This window comes from Alteromonas sp. ABV4_150 (assembly GCF_056311745.1).
The window spans coordinates 1-22687 of record NZ_CM149971.1; the positions used below are offsets into that span (position 1 = coordinate 1).

Below are 22687 nucleotides of genomic sequence, written 5' to 3' on the forward strand. Positions count from 1 at the left end.
GCAAAAAACCCGCCGTTAGGCGGGTTTTTCTTAATGGGACCTGGCAGTGTCCTACTCTCACATGGGGAAACCCCACACTACCATCGGCGCTAATACGTTTCACTTCTGAGTTCGGAATGGAGTCAGGTGGTACCGTATCGCTATGGCTGCCAGGAAAAACTGGTAACAATCTAGAAAACTGGATATCAATTCAATCGTGAGTAACTACTTTTCACTCTACTTGCTGCTCTTTAACAGAGCTTAGCTTGTCTACAACACTCAAAAGCCTAAAGCTTCTTGGGCGTTGTATGGTTAAGCCTCTCGGGCAATTAGTACAGGTTAGCTTAACGCCTTACAACGCTTCCACACCCTGCCTATCAACGTCATCGTCTATAACAACCCTTCCAGAACTTAAAGTTCAGGGATGACTCATCTTTGGGCCGGCTTCCCGCTTAGATGCTTTCAGCGGTTATCCGTTCCGAACATAGCTACCGGGCAATGCCATTGGCATGACAACCCGAACACCAGCGGTTCGTCCACTCCGGTCCTCTCGTACTAGGAGCAGCTCCCATCAATCATCCAACGCCCACACCAGATAGGGACCGAACTGTCTCACGACGTTCTAAACCCAGCTCGCGTACCACTTTAAATGGCGAACAGCCATACCCTTGGGACCGACTTCAGCCCCAGGATGTGATGAGCCGACATCGAGGTGCCAAACACCGCCGTCGATATGAACTCTTGGGCGGTATCAGCCTGTTATCCCCGGAGTACCTTTTATCCGTTGAGCGATGGCCCTTCCATACAGAACCACCGGATCACTATGACCTACTTTCGTACCTGCTCGACGTGTCTGTCTCGCAGTTAAGCTAGCTTATGCCATTGCACTAACCTCACGATGTCCGACCGTGATTAGCTAACCTTCGTGCTCCTCCGTTACTATTTGGGAGGAGACCGCCCCAGTCAAACTACCCACCAGACACTGTCCACAACCCCGATTAGGGGCCAATGTTAGAACATCAAACATACAAGGGTGGTATTTCAAGGACGGCTCCACACAATCTAGCGACTGTGCTTCAAAGCCTCCCACCTATCCTACACATGTAGGTTCAATGTTCAGTGCCAAGCTGTAGTAAAGGTTCACGGGGTCTTTCCGTCTAGGTGCGGGTACACAGCATCTTCACTGCGATTTCAATTTCACTGAGTCTCGGGTGGAGACAGCGTGGCCATGGTTACACCATTCGTGCAGGTCGGAACTTACCCGACAAGGAATTTCGCTACCTTAGGACCGTTATAGTTACGGCCGCCGTTTACCGGGGCTTCGATCAAGAGCTTCGTCCGAAAACTAACCCCATCAATTAACCTTCCGGCACCGGGCAGGTGTCACACCCTATACGTCCTCTTACGAGTTTGCAGAGTGCTGTGTTTTTAATAAACAGTCCCAGCCACCTGGTCACTGCGGCCTCCATTTGCTTACCACGCGAAGTGTTCACAAACAGAGGCGTACCTTCTCCCGAAGTTACGGTACAATTTTGCCGAGTTCCTTCACCCGAGTTCTCTCAAGCGCCTTAGTATTCTCTACCTGACCACCTGTGTCGGTTTGGGGTACGGTTCATATAATCATAAGTTTAGAAGCTTTTCCTGGAAGCAGGGCATCAACAACTTCACTCCCTTGGGAGCTCGTCTCGTGTCTCGGCCTTGAAAACCCGGATTTACCTAAGTTTTCAGCCTACGCACTTTCACTTGGACAACCAACGCCAAGCTTGCCTAGCCTTCTCCGTCCCTCCATCACTGATTATATAAGTACGGAAATATTAATCCGTTTCCCATCGACTACGCATTTCTGCCTCGCCTTAGGGGCCGACTTACCCTGCCCTGATTAGCATGGGACAGGAAACCTTGGTCTTCCGGCGTGGGAGTTTTTCACTCCCATTATCGTTACTCATGTCAGCATTCGCACTTGTGATATGTCCAGCAAGCTTTACAACTCACCTTCATCCACTTACACAACGCTCCCCTACCCAGCATGTAAACATGCTGCCGCAGCTTCGGTATATTGCTTAGCCCCGTTACATCTTCCGCGCAGGCCGACTCGACTAGTGAGCTATTACGCTTTCTTTAAAGGGTGGCTGCCTTCTAAGCCAACCTCCTAGCTGTCTATGCCTTCCCACATCGTTTCCCACTTAGCAATATTTTGGGACCTTAGCTGGCGGTCTGGGTTGTTTCCCTCTCCACGACGGACGTTAGCACCCGCCGTGTGTCTCCCGGATAGTTCTCATTGGTATTCGGAGTTTGCAAAGGGTTGGTAAGTCGGGATGACCCCCTAGCCTTAACAGTGCTCTACCCCCAATGGAATTCGTCCGAGGCTCTACCTAAATAGATTTCGGGGAGAACCAGCTATCTCCCGGTTTGATTGGCCTTTCACCCCCAGCCACAAGTCATCCCCTGACTTTTCAACGTCAGTGGGTTCGGTCCTCCAGTTGATGTTACTCAACCTTCAACCTGCTCATGGCTAGATCACCGGGTTTCGGGTCTATACCTAGCAACTAAACGCGCAGTTAACACTCGCTTTCGCTACGGCTCCGCTATTCGCTTAACCTTGCTACTAAATATAAGTCGCTGACCCATTATACAAAAGGTACGCAGTCACCCCGAAGGGCTCCCACTGCTTGTACGTATACGGTTTCAGGTTCTATTTCACTCCCCTCACAGGGGTTCTTTTCGCCTTTCCCTCACGGTACTGGTTCACTATCGGTCAGTTAGGAGTATTTAGCCTTGGAGGATGGTCCCCCCATATTCAGTCAAGATAACACGTGTCCCGACCTACTCGATTTCACTGTAAAGATTGCGTCGTGTACAGGGCTATCACCTTGTATCGCTCCTCTTCCCAAAGGATTCCACTACATTCAATACAGCTTAAGGGCTGTTCCCCGTTCGCTCGCCGCTACTAGGGGAATCTCAATTGATTTCTTTTCCTAAGGGTACTTAGATGTTTCAGTTCCCCTCGTTCGCCTCGTTACGCTATGTATTCACGTAACGATACCTGTAAACAGGTGGGTTTCCCCATTCGGACATCTGTGGCTCAAATGCATTTTGTCGGCTCACCACAGCTTTTCGCAGACTTACACGTCCTTCATCGCCTCTAACTGCCAAGGCATCCACCGTATACGCTTCGTCACTTAACCATACAACCCCAAACAGCCTTTTGACTTCTGTCTAAGTTATGTCGCATGCATGACAAGCTAATCGGAAGAATTGCCTTGCTATCAATAAATTGATAACAAGCAATTCAGTCAAGTAGAGTAAAAAGTTCATCTTTCGATTTCTCAGTTACTCAATTTTGATTGATTACTATTAATATCAGCTTTCCAAATTGTTAAAGAACAATCGATGTTTCCTGCAAAAGCAGTACTTTCATCTTTAGAGTAAAAAACCCTAATCAATGCTTACTGAAACAGTAAATATTCATTAGGATTTCGGGTCCAACGTGACACGTTTTCTACCTTTGTTACCTTCCTTTCAAAAAGTAAGGAAATGGTAGGCTTGGGCAGACTTGAACTGCCGACCTCACCCTTATCAGGGGTGCGCTCTAACCAGCTGAGCTACAAGCCTTCAGTACTTCGCTTATGCAAGCTCAGTGTCAAGTAGATGGTGGAGCTAAGCAGGATCGAACTGCTGACCTCCTGAATGCAAATCAGGCGCTCTCCCAGCTGAGCTATAGCCCCATAAACTTGTGTCGTTCTTCATTTTAAACAAGACTATCTGTGTAGGCACTGCATCAAGTGCGTCTTTCGACGTAATGGTAAGGAGGTGATCCAACCCCAGGTTCCCCTAGGGTTACCTTGTTACGACTTCACCCCAGTCATGAAACACAAAGTGGTAATCGTCCTCCCGAAGGTTAGACTAACTACTTCTTTTGCATCCCACTCCCATGGTGTGACGGGCGGTGTGTACAAGGCCCGGGAACGTATTCACCGCAGTATTCTGACCTGCGATTACTAGCGATTCCGACTTCATGGAGTCGAGTTGCAGACTCCAATCCGGACTACGACATTCTTTAAGGGGTCCGCTCCACATCACTGTCTCGCTTCCCTCTGTAAATGCCATTGTAGCACGTGTGTAGCCCTACACGTAAGGGCCATGATGACTTGACGTCGTCCCCACCTTCCTCCGGTTTGTCACCGGCAGTCTCCTTAGAGTGCCCAACTTAATGCTGGCAACTAAGGACAAGGGTTGCGCTCGTTGCGGGACTTAACCCAACATCTCACGACACGAGCTGACGACAGCCATGCAGCACCTGTGTCAGAGTTCCCGAAGGCACCAATCTATCTCTAGAAAGTTCTCTGCATGTCAAGTGTAGGTAAGGTTCTTCGCGTTGCATCGAATTAAACCACATGCTCCACCGCTTGTGCGGGCCCCCGTCAATTCATTTGAGTTTTAACCTTGCGGCCGTACTCCCCAGGCGGTCTACTTAGCGCGTTAGCTTCGCTACTCACGACTTAAAGTCACAAACAGCTAGTAGACAGCGTTTACGGTGTGGACTACCAGGGTATCTAATCCTGTTCGCTACCCACACTTTCGCACATGAGCGTCAGTCTTTGGCCAGGGAGTCGCCTTCGCCACTGATGTTCCTCCAGATATCTACGCATTTCACCGCTACACCTGGAATTCCACCCCCCTCTCCAAGACTCTAGTCTGCCAGTTCTAAATGACCATCCCAGGTTGAGCCCGGGGCTTTCACATCTAGCTTAACAAACCGCCTGCGTGCGCTTTACGCCCAGTAATTCCGATTAACGCTCGCACCCTCCGTATTACCGCGGCTGCTGGCACGGAGTTAGCCGGTGCTTCTTCTGTTGTTAACGTCACGGCTAGCAGGTATTAACTACTAACTTTTCCTCACAACTGAAAGTGCTTTACAACCCGAAGGCCTTCTTCACACACGCGGCATGGCTGCATCAGGGTTTCCCCCATTGTGCAATATTCCCCACTGCTGCCTCCCGTAGGAGTCTGGGCCGTGTCTCAGTCCCAGTGTGGCTGATCTTCCTCTCAGAACAGCTAGAGATCGTTGCCTTGGTAAGCCTTTACCTTACCAACTAGCTAATCTCACTTGGGCCTCTCTTTGCGCCGGAGCCTAAGCCCCGTTTGGTCCGAAGACATTATGCGGTATTAGCAGTCGTTTCCAACTGTTATCCCCCTCGCAAAGGCAAGTTCCCAAGCATTACTCACCCGTCCGCCACTCGTCATCTTCTAGCAAGCTAGAAATGTTACCGTTCGACTTGCATGTGTTAGGCCTGCCGCCAGCGTTCAATCTGAGCCATGATCAAACTCTTCAATTAAATATATCGAAATATGAATCGTCGTTGTGACACTCTTAACGAGTGCCCACACAGATTGTCTTGTCTAAATTTTTAAAGAACGTTACTAGCTTTTGCTAGCTGCCTCTCCCGAAGCGGATGCGTATCTTACAGCGCATCTTTTTTTTGTCAACAACTTTTGTTTATTTATTTTTAAACTTGGTTTTTGACATCCTCATCAGTTGTTAGCGCCTTGCTGTTCCCTGTTGAGGAGGCGCGCATTCTACGCATTCCTGACACATCGTCAACACCCTTTTTTAAATAAATATAAAAAAAGCGACCGTTCGGTCGCTTTTTAATCTATTCGTACGTTTAGCATGCGTTTAAGCTTGAATATCCTTCTTCTATCAGTTCAAAAAGGCATTTCCTTTATACTATTGAACGAAGACATCTAATTATTGCTACGTAATTATTCCTGCTTATTGTCTACACTTTCGTTGCTTTTCTTTTTATCGACTTTGAAGTCCGCATCTTCTTCGTGATCGCCCACTACATCGTCTAACGTTACTTTCTCAACGGTACGGAAAGTATTAATAGGTCCGGCAAGTGCATATAGCGCAAAAACAAGGAACAATACCAAAGCAGGTTCTGTTGCAACAACAACAAATATAAGCAGTACTAAAAGCAGCCCAACAAATGGAACCTTGCCGTGCCAGTTTACCTCTTTAAAAGAATTGTACTTAAAGTTACTGACCATCAATAGACCAGCTAAGCCAGTTACTGCAGCGACAATAAACCCGTAATCAGTACCCACGGCGTCATATTCTACACCAACCCAAACAAGGCCAGAAACAACAGCTGCAGCTGCAGGACTTGCAAGCCCTTGGAAGAAGCGCTTGTCAGCAATCCCCACCTGCGTATTAAAACGAGCCAAGCGAAGCGCTGCACCCGCTACATATATAAAGGCAGCCAACCAACCTAGTTTGCCAAGCTCAGTCAAACCCCAGTTGTAAGCAACGAGTGCAGGCGCCACGCCAAAAGAAACCATATCGGCCATAGAGTCAAACTCAGCACCGAAGTCGCTTTGTGTGTTTGTCATTCTTGCCACGCGACCATCTAAGCCATCAAAGATCATAGCGACGAAGATAGCTACTGCGGCGGCCTCGAATCTTCCGTTCATGGATGAAACCACAGCAAAAAAACCGGAAAACAACCCTGCTGTTGTTAATAAGTTGGGAAGTAAGTATATCCCTTTACGTTTTTGATCAGACATATGTCCTCATACTTCTACATATACAATTGCACTAATTATTTCACAGATATGCAGGAACGCATAGCAAAGTAAAAAGACTGCCTCGTTCCTTTACATAACGCCGATGCTAAACGTTATTAGCTTTGCATTTATTACACGTACTCCTACCACAATGCCGGCGCTTGGCTTCTATTTATTCAGTACCGCGTATGCTCACGATTAAACAAACAACTAATAACTAGGTATACGGTTACATACCTTAAATAGCTCACCGTTCATATATCATACAAGTCCATGTTGAAATTAGGTACTACCAAGTTTGTGTTCGCATAATGTGCGCTTACATCACTCGGCGTGTACTTAAAGTGCTTTGCGCTTCATATATAGGAAAGCAATTATGCGAACGCTACAAAAAACGTTTTCTTTGCAAACTGTACTATTACTTTCCACAGCTTTGCTATCTACCCTGAGTGCTAATTCAGCATTCGCTACCTACTATAAAAAGCAAAGTTATTCTCACTGTGGGTCATCGAGCCAAAACAACGATCAAAGCAATGTATGTAACTCCCCGTTGGGAGAATACACTTACGATCTAGTCGATGACAAAGTGACACAAACCAATCAGACGAATAATTCCTTTGTTCAAATAGACGGATTAAATATTAATATGTCCGCCTTTTCTGACACACAAGGAGTTACCGGCGAAACAGTCGTTGGCGCAAAGTTAGAAAAAATCTCAGATAAATGGGCTTACGGAATAACAAACGATGATGAAGCATACTATCGTGGCGACGCCGACCACGCCATTGATAACCTCAATTACTTCTCTAGCGGCAGCGATAACTCGAAAAACTACCGCTTCACAAATGTAGAAAGAGATTATGATTTTATATTGCTCTCATTTGATTCTGCGGTAACGCTAACTGGCGCCAGTTTTTCTTGGCTTTATGATAGTAGAGATAGTCAAGTGTCTGTGGCTGCGCTTAGTAACACCTCTAAACTAACGTCTGGCGTTAACACATGGAGTCATATTGTTGAAGATGCCCTAACGTCAGCTTCATTCGACATTGAGAGTTGTGAATATTTAGATCACCGTGCAGATTTCACGTTTACTGAGTCAGCACAATATTGGCTTGTAGGGGCATACAATACAGTATTTGGAAATATTGGTGGAAAATTTAACAACGACGCTTTCAAACTCGCCAATATTGGTTTCTCTGTCGAAGAAACAACAGGTACACCAGATACCACTGAAGTGTCTGAACCTGGTACCATCGGCCTACTTATGGCTTGTTCGCTGTTCGTTATGTGGCGCCGCAAGAAAACCATTTAAAGAAATTAGACTTTAGATCACTGACAGGTGGTATAACCTGTCAGTTTTTTTTACTCACTTCTTTTCCCTCGCACCTTAATACAACAAAAAATACATAAAAAACATACACTTGAAAAATTGGCACAATTCCAGCTTAGAGAAAAAATAAATTGCCTCTTTGTTGAATTTAAGCTGTAAGGCCAATAACTATGAACAAGCTGTTAAAATTTTCATTTTCGTCGTTGCTTTTAATCTGTACGTCAGCGTCTTACGCTGGTGATTCAATGCTCGAATACTACAACTACGATATGATTGCTCAGAAAGTTAGCAAAGGATTTGAGCCTACAACTAACTCAATTAAAGTCGATAATTCTGATATCTACGTTTCTTATACGACTTGGGCGGACACAGAATATTCTGACACCGACGGTGATGAGCGTGTAGTAAGACAAAACGGCCTTAGTTATTCGAAGACATACGGCTTGTCAATGCGCAATAGAGACCATGGTGGCAACCTTACTGATTGGCATACTATCGATAACAACAAAGGTGACTGGAAATACGATTTCGACATGGTGCTTTTCTCATTTAGTGAAGAAGTAGCACTTACTAATACGAAGTTCAACTATCTTACTGGTGCCGGGAACGAACAACAGTTAACCGTTGTTGGATTCAATGATATCGACATATTTAAAAACGCATCGAACACTGTAACTACATGGGAAAATATTGCTTCATCAAGTGCCATCACTTCGATCACACATAAGAATATTTCTAGAACACCGCAAGGGCTTGGGAAGTATGAAGTAACCTATCCTACTTTGACCGAAGCAAAATATTGGCTTATCGGCGCATACAATACTTATTTTGATCCAAACGGTAGTATGGATGACTTTACTGGTTCAGGCTTTAAACTAGCCTCGCTAGGTATTTCTAGACAAGGCGAAAACACGACAACCGACGTCAATGAGCCTGGTGCTACGGCACTAATGCTAATGGGTATCGGACTGATGCTTTATCGCCGCAAGCGTCTCGTTTTATGGTTTAAAAACACGTAGAAAACACGTATCTTTAGAAGGTGGCTCAGGCCACCTTTTTTTATGCTATTTTTCAGCCAGCAGCTTGGCTATGTATTGAAGGTTAATATGGATTTTTTTAATAATAAAAAGCGTGTTGTAAAACGCGCCGTTGTCTCTGCAGTTGCCTCTTCATTAATCGCTTTCAACAGTTTTGCTACTACGTCAGAGGACTATGAAAAAGCGCTTACTGCGTTTAATCAAAACGAGTACGACGAAGCCTATATCCACCTGAAAAATAGCTTACAGAAAGACCCTGAAAACCTAGCTGCAAAAATCCTCATGGGCGAAATACTGCTTATTAATGGCTACCTAACTGCAGCTGAGATGGAGTTTGTAGAAGCGCTGGAAATGGGTGCCGATATAAACCTTCTGGCAGAGCCGCTTGGTAACACATGGCTATTTCTAAACAGATATCAAGAGATTGTAGACTTCTCTGATATAGACAAGCTGTCGGGTGAAGCCGAGCGCGAGTGGCTTTTAATTCGTGCCACGGCGTGTATTAGATTGGAAGATGAGCAATGCGCTTTACGTGATTACAACACCATAGTTTCCCGTACGCCAGACTTCGTACCTGCCATTAACGGTCTAGCCTCTATTGCCCTTCAAAATGAAGATTTATCTAAAGCAAGTTCTCTTATCAATAAAGCCATGTCGTTAGAACCAGAAAACGCAATAACATGGCGATTGAAAGGCCAGCTTGCTTACCGACAAGGTGATACCGACGCAGCGACCGCGCATTTACAAAAAGCATTGACGTTTAACCGCGACGACCCTATAGCCCTGCGTAACCTAGTGGATTTGTATTTAGAAGCGAAAGATTACGATACGGCCAAACTCTTCGTCGATGAAATTATTGAGGATACACCTAACGATCCGTTAGCCATATTACTCAACAGTTGGCTACAAAGTAGAGACAACCAGCAAGCTATTGATAATGCAAAGCTAAAAGAACTTAACGACTTCATGGCGCAGCTCGACCCTGAGCTGATAACCTCTCAACCCATGTTGCTGTACATAAGTGGTTTAACGAACTTCTTTAATAACAACATGGAAACAGCCGCAAAAGACTTTAATGCCTATTTGCAGCAGGAGCCTGATGACCTCCAGGCTGTATTAATGCTAAGCCAAGTCTATATGGCAACACAGCAAGACAAACAAGCACTTGCCCTGCTTGAACGTCATCAAAATGCGTTAATGGAAGACCCTGACTCAGCACTTCTTCTAGGTGACTTGTTTATTCGCCAAAACAAAGCGTTTAAAGCTGAACGACTGCTGCAAAACCTTGAATATAAGTACCCAAATGAAAATAAGCTTCAGCTTTTTAAAATAAAACTGATGGCAGCGAGGGGTAAACAGGACGAAGCCCTTTCAATCCTCGAAAACAATTTGCCTAATTACAAAGATAACGCAGGTTTTCTTTTCACTTATTCACTAATGAATTTACAAGCGCAGAAGTTTGACAATGCATTGAAAGGTGCAAACCTGCTAAGTGGGCTTTTTCCGGACGAAGCTGAAGTATATAACCTTAAAGCTGGCATTTTGATTAGACAGGGTCAGTTAGAAGAAGCTAAAACCAATATTGAAAAGGCGCTGGCGCAGAACCCTACCCTTTTTCCTGCAAAATTCAATTTGGCGGCTACAGAAAGTCGCTTAGGCAATGTAGAAACTTCTAATCAATTGATTGAAGAACTTCTTACCTTGTCACCGCAGCATAATGAAACGCTGATGCTAAAGGCGTTTAACCTGACCAAAGCAGGCAAGGTAGAGGAAGCCAAGCAAATCTATCTCGATTTACTAACACTTACGCCGTCGAATAGCGGTGCTAGGGAACGCGTTTCCTCTTTGTATCAGCAACAAGGCGACATTAAGAATGCCCTGTATCATTTAGACATGATAATTAAAGATGACTTCGACAATGCTGATTACCTTCTTCGAAAAGCAGCCCTTCAGCTTGCTAATAAACAACGTGCCGATGCCGAAAAAACACTCAGCATTGTAAGAAACTTTATTAACGACGACGCGGGCAAATTAATTGCTTATGCCGACCAAGCCCAAAACATTGGTGATAGCGATGGCGCGTTAAACGCTATGGCTCGCGCACACGACATAGCAAACACAAGCACATTTATTACCCTGCGCTATACAAGCTTACTGTTAGATTTACAGAAAAACGATAAAGCACAGTCGTTGTTAGCGACAATTCCTGCAAACCAGCAGCAAAACCCGGTTTACCATTTTCTGAAAGGAAGATTAGCTGCGAATAAAGGTAATGATGAAAGTGCGATTAACGCTTTCGAAAAAGCGCTAGAAGTCGACGCTTCTTTTGCACAAGCCTTTGTTGCGATCTACAACTACGCATTGAACGAACAGTTCGTCGATGTATTTTTAAATACTGCCCGCAAATTGGTTAGCGAAAGTGAAAACAACCTACTGGCGAAAAACCTTCTGGCACAGTACCTTTTCTTTATTCAAGAGTTTGACGAATCGATAAAGCTATACAAAGAGCTTGTTGAAGAGCCCAATTTATTGAACCCAGCCGAGGCCTTTAACCGCTTAGCTATTATGCATATCGAAAAGTCTTTAGTTACCGCGAAAAACTATGCGCGACAGGCTTACGAATTACAGCCTAATTCATCAAAAATACTCGACACTTTTGGGCATATTAAAGCGCTACAGGGAGATTATGAGGGTAGCCTTAAAATGCTTAGAGACGCTTTCGCAAGGGACGCTAACGACCCTAATGTTCGCTATCATTTGGGGTACACCCTAGCTAAACTCGATAGAATTGACGAAGCGAAGAAAGAGCTAGAATATGCAGTAAATGTAGAACGACCTTTCTTTAGACGCCCGCAAGCCAGAGCATTATTAGAGAGCCTATAAACCTCTCTTTCGCATACAACTAAAGGCAGCACGAACAATTGCGTTTGTGCTTCTCCATCTTACCAATGCCTGGATTAAAGGTATTGGTAGGGTCTAGCTCTCTGTAAAACTGCTGTAACGTACTCTCAGCTTCATACAAATGCCCGACGTTATGCTCGGCAGGATATTTAGCGCCGCGACTATCTAATAATGCCAACATGTCCGCCTTTACTTTTTTGGCATCGCTGCCCTTTTTCAGTATGTAATCTTGATGAAAAACATGGCAAAAGAAATGGCCGTAATAAAGTGGCTTTTCGACATGTTTGGCTATGTGCTCAGGCAACGCTTCTACCCAATACTCGTCATTGCGGCGCAACGCAATATCTAACGCTAAAATATCCCCTACTTGTTTGTGATGCAGCATTTGATAGCGCACCGCGGCACCTGCCGCTGCGAAGCGAAGTAAAAAGGCTTTAGATGCTTCCTCTTTGTTACAAGTAATGTAGTCGCCATCAAGCTTCTCTTCTTTAAAAAGCTTGGCTAAAAGTGTTTTCGCCTCTTCAATACCGCCATCGCTCATTTTAAGGATAAGGTGATGTTCGTATTTGTCTCGGTAGGCTCTTAAACTTGCGGGGATTTGGTCAGAGAAAAACTTACTGCCAAACTGCATAACTCTGTCACTTAGGTAACGAGGCATAAAAGGAAGTTTGTTAAGTACAGCATCCACTCGCCCTTTAAGTGCAAACATTTTAGGTAGTGCATCTGTGCCTAAACGTTCAACACTCAATATCGTATCTTTCCCATAGGTATCAGCAATATCAAACATCTCTCTATGCAGATACTCACCCACTTCAGGGACATGTTCGAACGTCGACAAAATGTCTCTGCGGATGCGGGTAAGTACAGCAGCGTCGTTTGTGCCGATGTAAAACGTTTGTTCTTTTTTTGGCACTTCAAATGTGTCTAAGCGCACGGCGAAAACGGCAATTTTTCCCGCACAGCCACTGGCTTCATATAGCCTTGTAGGGTCGGCATTGAAGCGACTGGGGGTATCAGCACTTACATCTCGAACTATACGCTCATAATCACTGGCTGACGCTTTTTTTATCGTTTCTGGGAGGGATTTCTCAAAATTACCGGAAGAAAGGTTTCCGATAATTTCTTCAGGTGTTTCACCCAAGTCTATCCCTAAGTGATTAACCAGCTTTAGTTCGCCGTTTTCACTTATTTGAGCGAATAGCGATAACTCCGTATAAGCAGGGCCTCGTTTCACCAAAGCGCCACCGGAGTTATTAGCTACACCACCCACAATAGACGCCCCCAAACAGGACGATCCAATCACCGAATGCGGCGCTCGCCCAAGGGGCTTTAACACTTTTTCAAGTTTAAACAAAGTTGCGCCAGGAAAACTCAACACTTGTTTACCCTCGTTTATTAGGACAATATCATCCATGGCTAAGGTGTTAATAACCACCACGGGTCTATCGTAGTCATCCCCGCTTGGTGTAGAACCTTCAGTCAAACCGGTTTTTGCAGCCTGCATAATGATGATGCAGTTGTATTCAACGCAAACCTTTAGTACTTCCCAATATTGCTTGAGCGTGCTTGGAAACAGTACGGCCAATGCCTCACCTTCGCCCGAGCGCCATCCTTTGCGATAGTGCTCAGTTTGACGTTTTCCAACGGCAAGATGGCTTTCCCCGAGTACGCGTTTAAATGCGTTAATAATTCGGGCTGTTTCCATGTATGACTCCTAACACTCGCGCTGAAATTGCTCTAGCAGACTAAACTAAAGGAAAAGACAGTGCCAAGGCAATAATAAAGCAATAAAAAAGGCACTGTTTCCGGTGCCTTAAAATTAAACATTTGGTTTGCTGATTAACTACTTACTACAAATAGCCCACTTTCGTCAGCATCAATTCGAATGGTGGACTCAGGCAATAACTCGCCCGCTAGCAGTTGCTGTGCGAGTGGATTTTCCACCTGCACTTGAATCGCTCGCTTAAGCGGACGGGCGCCAAACACAGGGTCGAAACCTGCATCGGCTAACTTGTCCATGGCTGCGGCAGACAAGGTCAGTTTGTACCCTTTTTCAGCAAGTCTTGCACGCAACGAGGCAAGCTGAATTTTAGCAATAGACTTAATTTGCTCTTTACCCAACGGATGGAATACCACAATGTCATCTACGCGGTTTATAAATTCAGGTCTAAAATGCTGCCCTACCACGTTCATTACCGATGCTTTCATATCGTCATACTGACTTTCGTTGTGTTTATCTTGAATGATGTCCGAACCTAAGTTAGACGTCATGATCACAACGGTATTTTTAAAGTCTACCGTGCGTCCTTGTCCATCAGTTAAACGACCGTCATCCAACACTTGAAGCAGAATGTTGAATACGTCTGGATGTGCCTTTTCAACCTCATCCAATAAAATGACCGAGTAAGGCTTGCGGCGAACCGCTTCGGTCAAGTACCCGCCTTCTTCGTAGCCAACGTAACCAGGAGGCGCACCTACTAAGCGTGCCACCGAGTGTTTTTCCATAAACTCAGACATATCGATACGCACCATGGCATCTTCAGTATCGAACATGAAGCCGGCCAAAGCTTTACACAACTCAGTTTTACCCACGCCAGTTGGCCCTAAAAATAGGAATGAACCAATCGGACGGTTTGGATCGGCAAGCCCCGCACGTGAACGTCGAATGGCATTTGATACTGCCTCAACCGCTTCTTCTTGCCCGACTACACGTTTATGAAGGACATCTTCCATGCGCAGCAGCTTCTCGCGCTCGCCTTCAAGCATTCTCGCTACCGGAATACCTGTCCACCGAGAAAGCACATCAGCAATTTCAATGTCTGTTACTTTGTTTTTAAGTAGCGTGGTTTCACGGGTTTCATTTTCAGCCGCTTGCTCTAGCTTAGCTTCAAGTTCAGGAATACGACCATATTGAAGCTCCGACATACGATTCAAATCAGATGCTCGGCGAGCAATTTCTAAATCAAGCTTTGCTTGTTCGAGCTCCCCTTTAATGGTTTGGGTGCCTTGCATGGCATCTTTTTCATCTAGCCATACTTTTTCTAGCTCCGCATACTTTGTTTCTGCTTGCTCGCGCTCAAGTTCAATCATTTCAAGGCGCTTATGGCTTGCATCGTCTGTTTCTTTAGCAAGCGCTTGTTCTTCTAACTTAAGCTGGATGATACGGCGCTCTAATCGATCCATATCCTCAGGTTTAGAGTCTATTTGTAAACGAATACTAGAGGCCGCTTCATCAATAAGGTCAATGGCTTTATCTGGTAACTGGCGATCGCTGATATAACGATGTGACAAACTCGCCGCTGCAACGATGGCAGGATCCGTGATGTCTACCGAGTGGTGAAGCTCATAACGCTCTTTTAAGCCTCGAAGAATGGCAATAGTGTCTTCTACGCTTGGCTCTTCAACCAGTACCTTTTGGAAACGACGCTCCAGTGCCGCGTCTTTTTCAATGTACTGACGGTATTCATCTAGCGTGGTTGCTCCCACACAGTGAAGTTCACCCCGAGCCAGCGCTGGTTTTAGCATATTCCCAGCGTCCATTGCGCCATCGCCCTTCCCTGCTCCTACCATGGTGTGCAGTTCGTCAACGAATAAAATGACGCGGCCTTCTTCTTTAGCCAGCTCGTTAAGCACCGCCTTTAAACGTTCTTCAAACTCACCACGGTATTTAGCACCCGCCACTAGCGCGCCCATATCAAGGGCAAGAACGCGCTTGTTCTTTAAGCCTTCAGGCACTTCGCCGTTAATGATGCGCTGTGCTAAACCTTCAACAATGGCCGTTTTACCCACACCTGGTTCACCAATAAGCACCGGGTTGTTTTTGGTTCTGCGCTGTAGTACCTGCACCGTACGACGAATTTCGTCATCACGCCCAATCACGGGGTCGAGCTTACCTTGTTCTGCTCGCTCGGTTAAATCTGTGGTGTATTTTTCAAGGGCTTGGCGCACGTCTTCCGCGTTGGGATCTGTCACCTTCTGCCCGCCACGCATATCATCTATCGCAGTTTCAATAGCTTCTTTAGTGATGTTTAGGCTTTTTAAAATTTCACCTAATCGCCCTTTATCTTGAAGCGCTGCCAAGACAAAGATTTCCGACGTTATATATTCATCTTTTCGTTGCTGGGCTATTTTGTCGCAAAGGTTCAGCAGAACTCCACTGTCTTTGCTTAACTGAACATCGCCTCCAATACCTTCAATTCGCGGTAGGCGCTCAATAGCCTGACTTAAAGCAGAACGAAGCGCATTGACATTAATGTTTGCTTGGTCAAGCAACGGGCGTACTGAACCACCTTGCTGATTGAGCATGGCAGTCATTAAATGGACAGGTTCAATGTATTGATGATCTCGCCCCAATGCGAGTGATTGAGCATCGGATATCGCGAGCTGAAATTTACTGGTAAATCTGTCTAGTCTCATAATCTCAACCTAATAAATGAACAATTATTCCTGTTCTAGTTATGTAGGCTGCTCAATTGCGATTCAAGTATGAGATTGAAAAGTTGGTCAAAAATATAAAAAATACTGTAGGGATTTTGATTTAGCGCAAATATTTGATGAGTCTGAAATCTTGAGCCTTTTTTTCTAAACAACCTAAAGTAGGCCTATCACGCTGACCATTCGCCCCGTCGTGCGTTTCTTTTGATGTGTTGCTCTTCGATGTGAATAGAAGCGTCGCTCATCAGAGTAAGTACACAGGTTACTTTGCGTAATAGTATCTACGCCAGCTTGTTGCAGCTGTATTTGAGCAATTAAAGGCAGGTCTAATAGGTATTTTCCATCATTGTGGCTATCAGCAATGGCGCCCTTTACATGACGAAATTTACTCGCCAGTTGAGCATCCACTTCATAGCAAGCACCGCTTATTGCAGGACCTATCCAAGCCATGATTTTATTGGCATCGCAGCTAAATTGCCCAACCGCATTACTGATAATATTGGTCTCAAGCCCTTTCCACCCCGCGTGTACTGCTGCCACTTCTTGACCACTCCCATCACATAATAAGATGGGAACACAGTCTGCAGTCATTACGGCGCAAAAGTGTGAGACAGAACAAGAATACGCAGCATCGGCCGTGGTATCAGCGCTTGGCAATGACACCACACGATTACTGTGTACTTGCTCTAACCATGTGATTTTTTCACTGTGTGGGATACGGCTTCTATTAGCTTTAACTAATAAAAGGTCATCTCCCACATGAGCTCCAACATTCAAGCCTGCAAATTCACCTATGCTTACCCCTCCCATTCTTGTCGTTGTGTAAGCAACAACATTATCGGGGCATGACCATGCCGGACTAATTAAATCCAACGATGACGTAATAGATGAATTTGCAGCTAAAAATGTCATAGCCCACTTCCTGCTTAAAGCATATCTTGCGCATTGTCTGCTGTGTCTTTCTTAACCGCCTTCAGCAAGTCTTGCATATCTTGAGGCAGCGGTGCCTTCCACGTCATCCATTCTTCAGTTTCAGGGTGAAATAGCGATAGCTGAGCGGCATGTAAAGCCTGGCGCTGGAATCCGCGAAGCGCAGCAATAAACTCCTCAGACGCACCTTTAGGTAAGCGCGGCCGCCCGCCGTACACCTGATCGCCTAACAGCGGATGCTTTATATGCGCCATATGCACGCGTATTTGGTGCGTACGACCAGTTTCAAGCTTTAAACGCAAATGAGTATAAGCGCGGAACTTTTCAATAACGCGATAATGCGTTACTGCTGGTTTACCCATTTCGCGAACTGCCATATGCGTGCGCTTTGTGGCATGCCTACCGATAGGTTCATCTACAATGCCACCGGCAACCATAGTACCTAATGCAATGGCTTCATATTCACGGCTCATTTCGCGGCGCTGCAGCTGGTCAACAAGGTGCGTTTGTGCAGGTATTGTTTTTGCTACTACCATTAAGCCCGTAGTGTCTTTATCAAGACGGTGGACAATGCCTGCACGGGGAACTTTGTCAATTTCAGGGTAGTGATTCAGCAATGCATTAAGCACGGTGCCACTTGGGTTTCCTGCTCCGGGATGCACCACCAAATCAGCAGGTTTGTTTATAACTAGGATGTGCTCATCTTCGTAAACAATATCTAGCGCGATGTCCTGCGCTACACTTGTTACCTGCACATCCATTTCGGCTTGTACAGTAATGAGTTCATCCATTTGCATTTTGTGTCGTGGGACGGTGATTACTTCACCGTTTACCGCAACATTCCCGTCTTGAATCCAAGTTTTTAACTTAGAACGAGAATATTCAGGGAACAAATCAGCCAAAACCTGATCTAAGCGTAAACCAAAATGCGCAGCTTCCGTTGAAGCTTCTAATTGTATTGTGTTCGGCGACTGTGTCATAACACCATTGATTACGTCTAAAAAAGGGTATTATAACAAGTATTCACGCTGTACACTGCCTTGTTTACGTTTTTGTATGGTTTTTCTCGTCGTTAGTACGTTAGAATGCAATTAAAGTGTTGTTGTTTAACACATGAGCTTAGACAGCGAAGTATTAAACTGTTTAGCAGGAAAATAGAATTATTATGAAATCATTTCGTCTACTGGCTCCCGTTTTATTGGGTGCTATAGTGTCTGTCGCAGGATGCAGTTCTTCAGATCAAGAAGAGAAAGCCGTTTTAGCTAATATGGGTGCTCAGCAACTGTACGACAGAGCAAAGCAGAGCATGGAGGTCGGTAACTTTAGCGCTGCAGCTCAAACGTTAAGTGCGCTAGATTCCCGTTACCCCTTTGGTCCTTTGTCGCACCAAGTACAGCTAGATCTTATTTACAGCTACTACAAGTCGGGTAAGAATGAAGAGACGCTTGCCACTATCGACAGATTCATTCGCCTTAACCCGAACCATTCTGATGTAGACTACGCGTATTACATGCGTGGCTTAACTAACATGGAATCGGACAGCAATCTGTTCCAAGAGCTAATGAATATTGACCGTACGGACAGAGACCCATCAAAATCCCGTGCAGCATTTGAAGACTTTCGTCGCCTAATTCAGCAGTATCCAGACAGCAAGTATGCGGCTGATGCGAAGCAGCGTATGGTTCATATTAAAGACCGTCTAGCGCGCTACGAAATTGCTATTGCACGTTTTTATATGAGGCGAGAGGCTTATGTTGCTGCAGCTAACCGCGGCCGCTATGTTATTGAGCACTTTCCTAATACTACGCAGGTCCAGCAAGCCTTGGAAATTATGGTTTCAAGCTACGAACAGCTTGGTCTAACGGAGCTCCGTGATAACGCCATGAAGACACTTAGACTTAACTACCCGGATAGCGAATTCATCAGCTAGCTAAGGTAGGTTTTAAGCGCGAAAGATTTTCGAGCACGTAATTAGAACAAAAAAACGCACTTCAGTGCGTTTTTTGTTATTTTGCGGTTGCTATACAGCTAGCAAAACCATTCTATCTTTAGCGGAAAAACAGATGGCTAAACGGGTTTAACAGTCTTGCTAAACCGGAAGTAAAATGTAATGGCTGGTCAACAATACTAAAAACCAAGCAACCATCCTTACCTTCAGCCTTTGGTGTATGGGTTTTATCACCGTCCATAAAAATGAAATCGCCGGTATCATAACGACTAAGCCCATCACTGAATTCACCATCTATGACCAAGGTATACTCGGTTCCTCGATGGGTGTGCTCTGGAACACTGCCACCACTGCCCATAAAAATGAAATTGGCTACGCCTTGATTACCCAAATCAACCGGGGCCTGCCATAGCTTACCGACTAAACTTGACCAGTTTCCAGTCTTGTCGATATATCGGTGGAGGGTTCTAGGCAAAGTAAACGTTCTACCATCCAATTCAATAGTGCTTAATTTTTTTGATTTAGATGGTGCGCGAGGCTTTTTAAAAGCTTCTCGATATTCAGAAACACCAGCGGCCTCGAAACTGCCGTCAGGGGATTGTGGGAGTTGCGTGATCTGCGAAACCATGTCACCAAACTGAAGCGAAGCTTCAGAAGTCGCGAATGCGTTATCACTAACAGCCGATACCATTTGAGCGGCTAAGCTTTCTGTTTCAATTTCTACAAAGCGTTGACATTTGGCGCACATGTCACAATGCGCTGAGACCATTAAAGATGTAGCAGGTGACAGTGTGCCCTCAACGAAATCTTTAAGCTGTTGGGCACTGGGGTGAAACCTAATCATTGTCGTTTAACATGACCTTTAATCGTTGAAGTGCCAAACGTGTACGTGACTTTACTGTACCTAAGGGAATAGAAAGTTCATCGGCAACTTCTTGTTGAGACTTACCATCGATATAGATGGCTTCAACTACCGCTTTTTGTTTTACAGGCAGTGATTCAAATAAATGACCAATTTGCTCCAATGTAACCTGCTCGTCAAGCGGCGCTTCATTTGCGTCTGCTGTCTGCTCGCAAAGCACTGGCCATAGGTCATCAGAACATACATCTTCTTTTCGGTTCTGCAGCTTACGCAGCATATCAAAACGTATATTACGCGCAATGGTAAATATCCATGTCGATGGTGACCCTTTCTCAGCGTTGAAAAGGTGTGCTTTTTGCCACACGTTTGACATTGTGTCTTGCACCAACTCCATCGCCAATGCTTCATTACCCATTTGCTTTAACGCATATGAACGAAGACGGGGGGCAAAATAGTTGAACACTCGAGCAAATGAACGTTTGCATCTGGCGTCAGCAACCGCCACTAGGTAATCAGACATTTCGGTAGCACACTCTTTAGGTTTGATTGTGCTGTTACTTTGTTCCAATGGAATTCCAACTAACATAATATTCGTCCGCTTTTCCGTTTTGGTTGTATCATTCTACGACGTTCAGGCTCAAAGCGTTTGCGAAAATCGCAAATGTTGGATTACGAATTTGTAATATTGATTACAGCTCTCACATTTAAGCTATCAAGGCAGAGAGATAATTGAGTAAACCGGTACACTCTCTTTGCGCTAAAAAATGTTGCTTTTGTGAGCCATCAACTGGCAATAATTCCAACCACCGATTTAATACCCATTTGGGACAATCAAACTTTGGTGAATCGTAGAGTGACGCCAGTTCTTCGTAACTTCCAAATATTTCTTTAAGCCGCTCGTCCATAGGCGCTATTTGCTGAGGAGCCAAATCGCACTGCCACGGTTCTATAACCTTACAACTACCAGTGCGAAGACCATCTTTTTCAACTTCAATGCTACTTACCTCAACTAAATGAGAACCAGCAACCTTTATGCCAAGCAAACCGTCGTCGAGCATATCGAAGTCGATAACTTGTGCGTACGTTCCTATTTTATGGATATGCTCATTTACATCTTTGTCGCCATTTGCATTTAGCATACACATCACAAAACCTTTATTTTCGGCGCATGCCTGCTTAACCATGCGCACATATCTAGGCTCAAAAATACGCAGCGCCATTCGGCCCTCAGGCAAAAGGTGCGCAGATAAAGGAAATAAGGGAAAACGTTCTACACTCATACTCAACACTTCCAAAAACACAAGAATAACTACGCGACTGAGTACAAATAGGATCGAATGGGAATATTTTTCACAGCAGGATTGAAAAACGTGATCTTAAGCACTGCGTTTGATGTAACTTATGAGCTAAATAACAAACTCAATAGATTCTAGATCAGGGACTTGCGGAAAAATACGTAAAAAGAATTAACAAGGTCAAGAATAAGTAAAAACCGGCTGGTGAGTCTATATTTAAAATTGAACCGTAAAGGAAGTTGTATGGATGTGATTAAACGCTTTTGTAAAATTTACACAGATATATGTCAAATTTCTCCAAACGATTTGGAAAGCATCTATTCCAGTGACATCACATTTATCGACCCCATTACTACGCACCGTGGAATAGATGAAGTAAAACATTACTTTTCTAACCTTCTTACCCAAGCTGAAACGTGCAAGTTCGACATATCAGACATTTTCCGTTGTTCGCAACAAAATGCTCAAAACCAAACCGATGTAACTCATCTTGTAAATTGGACAATGACTCTGGTGCTCAAAAACAGCGATAAAAAAATAACGCTAGACGGTACAACGCAGCTTGGGGTTAAAGATGACATCATCATTTACCATAAAGATTATTATGATTTGGGCGAAATGGTTTATGAACACGTACCTATTTTAGGTTTTATAATCAGAAAGATAAAAGGGAAGCTGGCAAAATGAAGACTATCCTAATTACTGGCGCCACATCGGGAATAGGTAAAGCACTGGCGATCAAGGCCGCTGATAATGGGTATCACGTGATTGCCTGTGGAAGAAACAAAGAAGCCCTCGATGAACTAAGTAAATATAGCAATGTAAGTAGTTGTCAGTTTGATGTGTCAAATTTAGAAGATACTCGACAGGCATTGGCTAACGTTAAGTTTGATATCGTTGTACTTAACGCTGGCACTTGTGAGTATGTAGACCTTGACGACTTCGAGCCAGAAATGTTCCGCCGCGTTTTCGAGCCTAACTTTTTTGGCGTAGTTCACTGTGTAGACGCCCTTATTCCACGACTAAAAGATGGCGACAAACTCGTCATAGTCGACAGTATGGCCCGTCTATTACCTTTCACACGCACTCAAGCCTACGGCTCTAGTAAAGCTGCCCTTCACTACTTCACAAAGTCCTTAGAAGTCGATCTTCACCATAAAGGCGTGAAAGTACAGGCAGTCTCACCAGGTTTCGTTGAAACACCTTTGACTGACAAAAACGACTTTGAAATGCCAATGAAGATTAGCGCTGAAGAAGCCGCTGAAGCCATGCTTAAAGGAATAGAAAGTAATAAGCAAACCGTTTTCTTCCCTCGTTTCTTTGGGCTTATCCTGCGCTTTATGCACATATTGCCTACTTCAATTCAAAGACGCCTATCCTTGGCCATGCGAGAAAAACAATAAG

General features: G+C 44.8%; 14 protein-coding genes, 2 tRNA genes and 3 rRNA genes. 6 read left to right on the forward strand and 13 right to left on the reverse strand.

Annotated features, from left to right (window positions below):
- Positions 1-38 precede the first annotated feature (38 nt).
- The 6 genes from rrf to pssA form a co-directional block, all read right to left on the reverse strand.
- Positions 39-154 (reverse strand): 5S ribosomal RNA (gene rrf, locus ACYX4M_RS00005).
- Positions 155-287: 133 nt separating this feature from the next.
- Positions 288-3164: ribosomal RNA gene (locus tag ACYX4M_RS00010) — 23S ribosomal RNA — on the reverse strand.
- Between the two features lie 350 nt (positions 3165-3514).
- Positions 3515-3591: transfer RNA gene (locus ACYX4M_RS00015), tRNA-Ile, on the reverse strand.
- A 37-nt stretch (positions 3592-3628) separates the two neighbouring features.
- Positions 3629-3704, reverse strand: a tRNA-Ala gene (locus tag ACYX4M_RS00020).
- A 78-nt stretch (positions 3705-3782) separates the two neighbouring features.
- A 16S ribosomal RNA gene (locus ACYX4M_RS00025) occupies positions 3783-5315 on the reverse strand.
- The 16S, 23S and 5S rRNA genes sit together here with 2 tRNA genes alongside, the layout of an rRNA operon.
- 427 nt (positions 5316-5742) lie before the next feature.
- A complete protein-coding gene (pssA, locus tag ACYX4M_RS00030) occupies positions 5743-6546 on the reverse strand; it encodes a CDP-diacylglycerol--serine O-phosphatidyltransferase (protein WP_476081366.1) in 804 nt (267 codons plus the stop codon).
- Between the two features lie 376 nt (positions 6547-6922).
- Between pssA and xdp1 (ACYX4M_RS00035) the strand changes: the two genes are divergently transcribed.
- The 3 genes from xdp1 (ACYX4M_RS00035) (at position 6923) to prsT (ending at position 11796) form a co-directional block, all read left to right on the forward strand.
- Positions 6923-7858: an exosortase-dependent surface protein XDP1 gene (xdp1, locus tag ACYX4M_RS00035; protein ID WP_476081367.1), complete on the forward strand. Its 936-nt coding sequence runs from the start codon at positions 6923-6925 to the stop codon at positions 7856-7858.
- A 188-nt stretch (positions 7859-8046) separates the two neighbouring features.
- Positions 8047-8895 (forward strand): exosortase-dependent surface protein XDP1, encoded by an 849-nt coding sequence (gene xdp1, locus ACYX4M_RS00040; RefSeq protein WP_476081368.1) that lies wholly within the window; start codon positions 8047-8049, stop codon positions 8893-8895.
- 87 nt (positions 8896-8982) lie between these two features.
- Complete coding sequence (gene prsT / locus ACYX4M_RS00045; RefSeq protein WP_476081369.1) at positions 8983-11796, forward strand: XrtA/PEP-CTERM system TPR-repeat protein PrsT; 2814 nt, start codon at positions 8983-8985, stop codon at positions 11794-11796.
- 19 nt (positions 11797-11815) lie between these two features.
- Here the strand turns inward: prsT and dld are convergent, their stop codons facing one another.
- From dld to rluD, 4 genes are all read right to left on the reverse strand, one after another.
- Entirely contained in the window at positions 11816-13519 is a 1704-nt protein-coding gene (gene dld / locus ACYX4M_RS00050) for a D-lactate dehydrogenase (RefSeq protein ID WP_476081370.1), read from the reverse strand.
- A gap of 134 nt (positions 13520-13653) precedes the next feature.
- A complete protein-coding gene (clpB, locus tag ACYX4M_RS00055; RefSeq protein ID WP_334059727.1) occupies positions 13654-16230 on the reverse strand; it encodes an ATP-dependent chaperone ClpB in 2577 nt (858 codons plus the stop codon).
- Between the two features lie 174 nt (positions 16231-16404).
- Entirely contained in the window at positions 16405-17160 is a 756-nt protein-coding gene (pgeF, locus tag ACYX4M_RS00060) for a peptidoglycan editing factor PgeF (protein WP_476081371.1), read from the reverse strand.
- Between the two features lie 14 nt (positions 17161-17174).
- A complete protein-coding gene (gene rluD / locus ACYX4M_RS00065) occupies positions 17175-18158 on the reverse strand; it encodes a 23S rRNA pseudouridine(1911/1915/1917) synthase RluD (protein WP_476081372.1) in 984 nt (327 codons plus the stop codon).
- Positions 18159-18343: 185 nt separating this feature from the next.
- Here rluD and ACYX4M_RS00070 point away from each other — a divergent pair, with 185 nt between their 5' ends.
- The gene (locus tag ACYX4M_RS00070) at positions 18344-19108 is read left to right on the forward strand and encodes an outer membrane protein assembly factor BamD (protein WP_476081373.1); all 765 of its coding nucleotides are present in this window, start codon (positions 18344-18346) and stop codon (positions 19106-19108) included.
- A 118-nt stretch (positions 19109-19226) separates the two neighbouring features.
- Here ACYX4M_RS00070 and ACYX4M_RS00075 read toward each other — a convergent pair whose 3' ends face one another.
- The 3 genes from ACYX4M_RS00075 to ACYX4M_RS00085 form a co-directional block, all read right to left on the reverse strand.
- The gene (locus ACYX4M_RS00075) at positions 19227-19970 is read right to left on the reverse strand and encodes a ChrR family anti-sigma-E factor (protein WP_476081374.1); all 744 of its coding nucleotides are present in this window, start codon (positions 19968-19970) and stop codon (positions 19227-19229) included.
- A complete protein-coding gene (locus ACYX4M_RS00080; RefSeq protein ID WP_179983974.1) occupies positions 19963-20574 on the reverse strand; it encodes a sigma-70 family RNA polymerase sigma factor in 612 nt (203 codons plus the stop codon). Before ACYX4M_RS00080 ends, ACYX4M_RS00075 begins: the two co-directional genes overlap by 8 nt.
- A gap of 118 nt (positions 20575-20692) precedes the next feature.
- Positions 20693-21268: an LON peptidase substrate-binding domain-containing protein gene (locus tag ACYX4M_RS00085; RefSeq protein ID WP_476081375.1), complete on the reverse strand. Its 576-nt coding sequence runs from the start codon at positions 21266-21268 to the stop codon at positions 20693-20695.
- Positions 21269-21526: 258 nt separating this feature from the next.
- Here ACYX4M_RS00085 and ACYX4M_RS00090 point away from each other — a divergent pair, with 258 nt between their 5' ends.
- Both ACYX4M_RS00090 and ACYX4M_RS00095 read left to right on the forward strand, forming a co-directional pair.
- The gene (locus tag ACYX4M_RS00090; RefSeq protein ID WP_476081376.1) at positions 21527-21970 is read left to right on the forward strand and encodes a nuclear transport factor 2 family protein; all 444 of its coding nucleotides are present in this window, start codon (positions 21527-21529) and stop codon (positions 21968-21970) included.
- Positions 21967-22686 (forward strand): SDR family NAD(P)-dependent oxidoreductase, encoded by a 720-nt coding sequence (locus ACYX4M_RS00095; RefSeq protein WP_476081377.1) that lies wholly within the window; start codon positions 21967-21969, stop codon positions 22684-22686. Before ACYX4M_RS00090 ends, ACYX4M_RS00095 begins: the two co-directional genes overlap by 4 nt.
- Position 22687 lies beyond the last annotated feature (1 nt).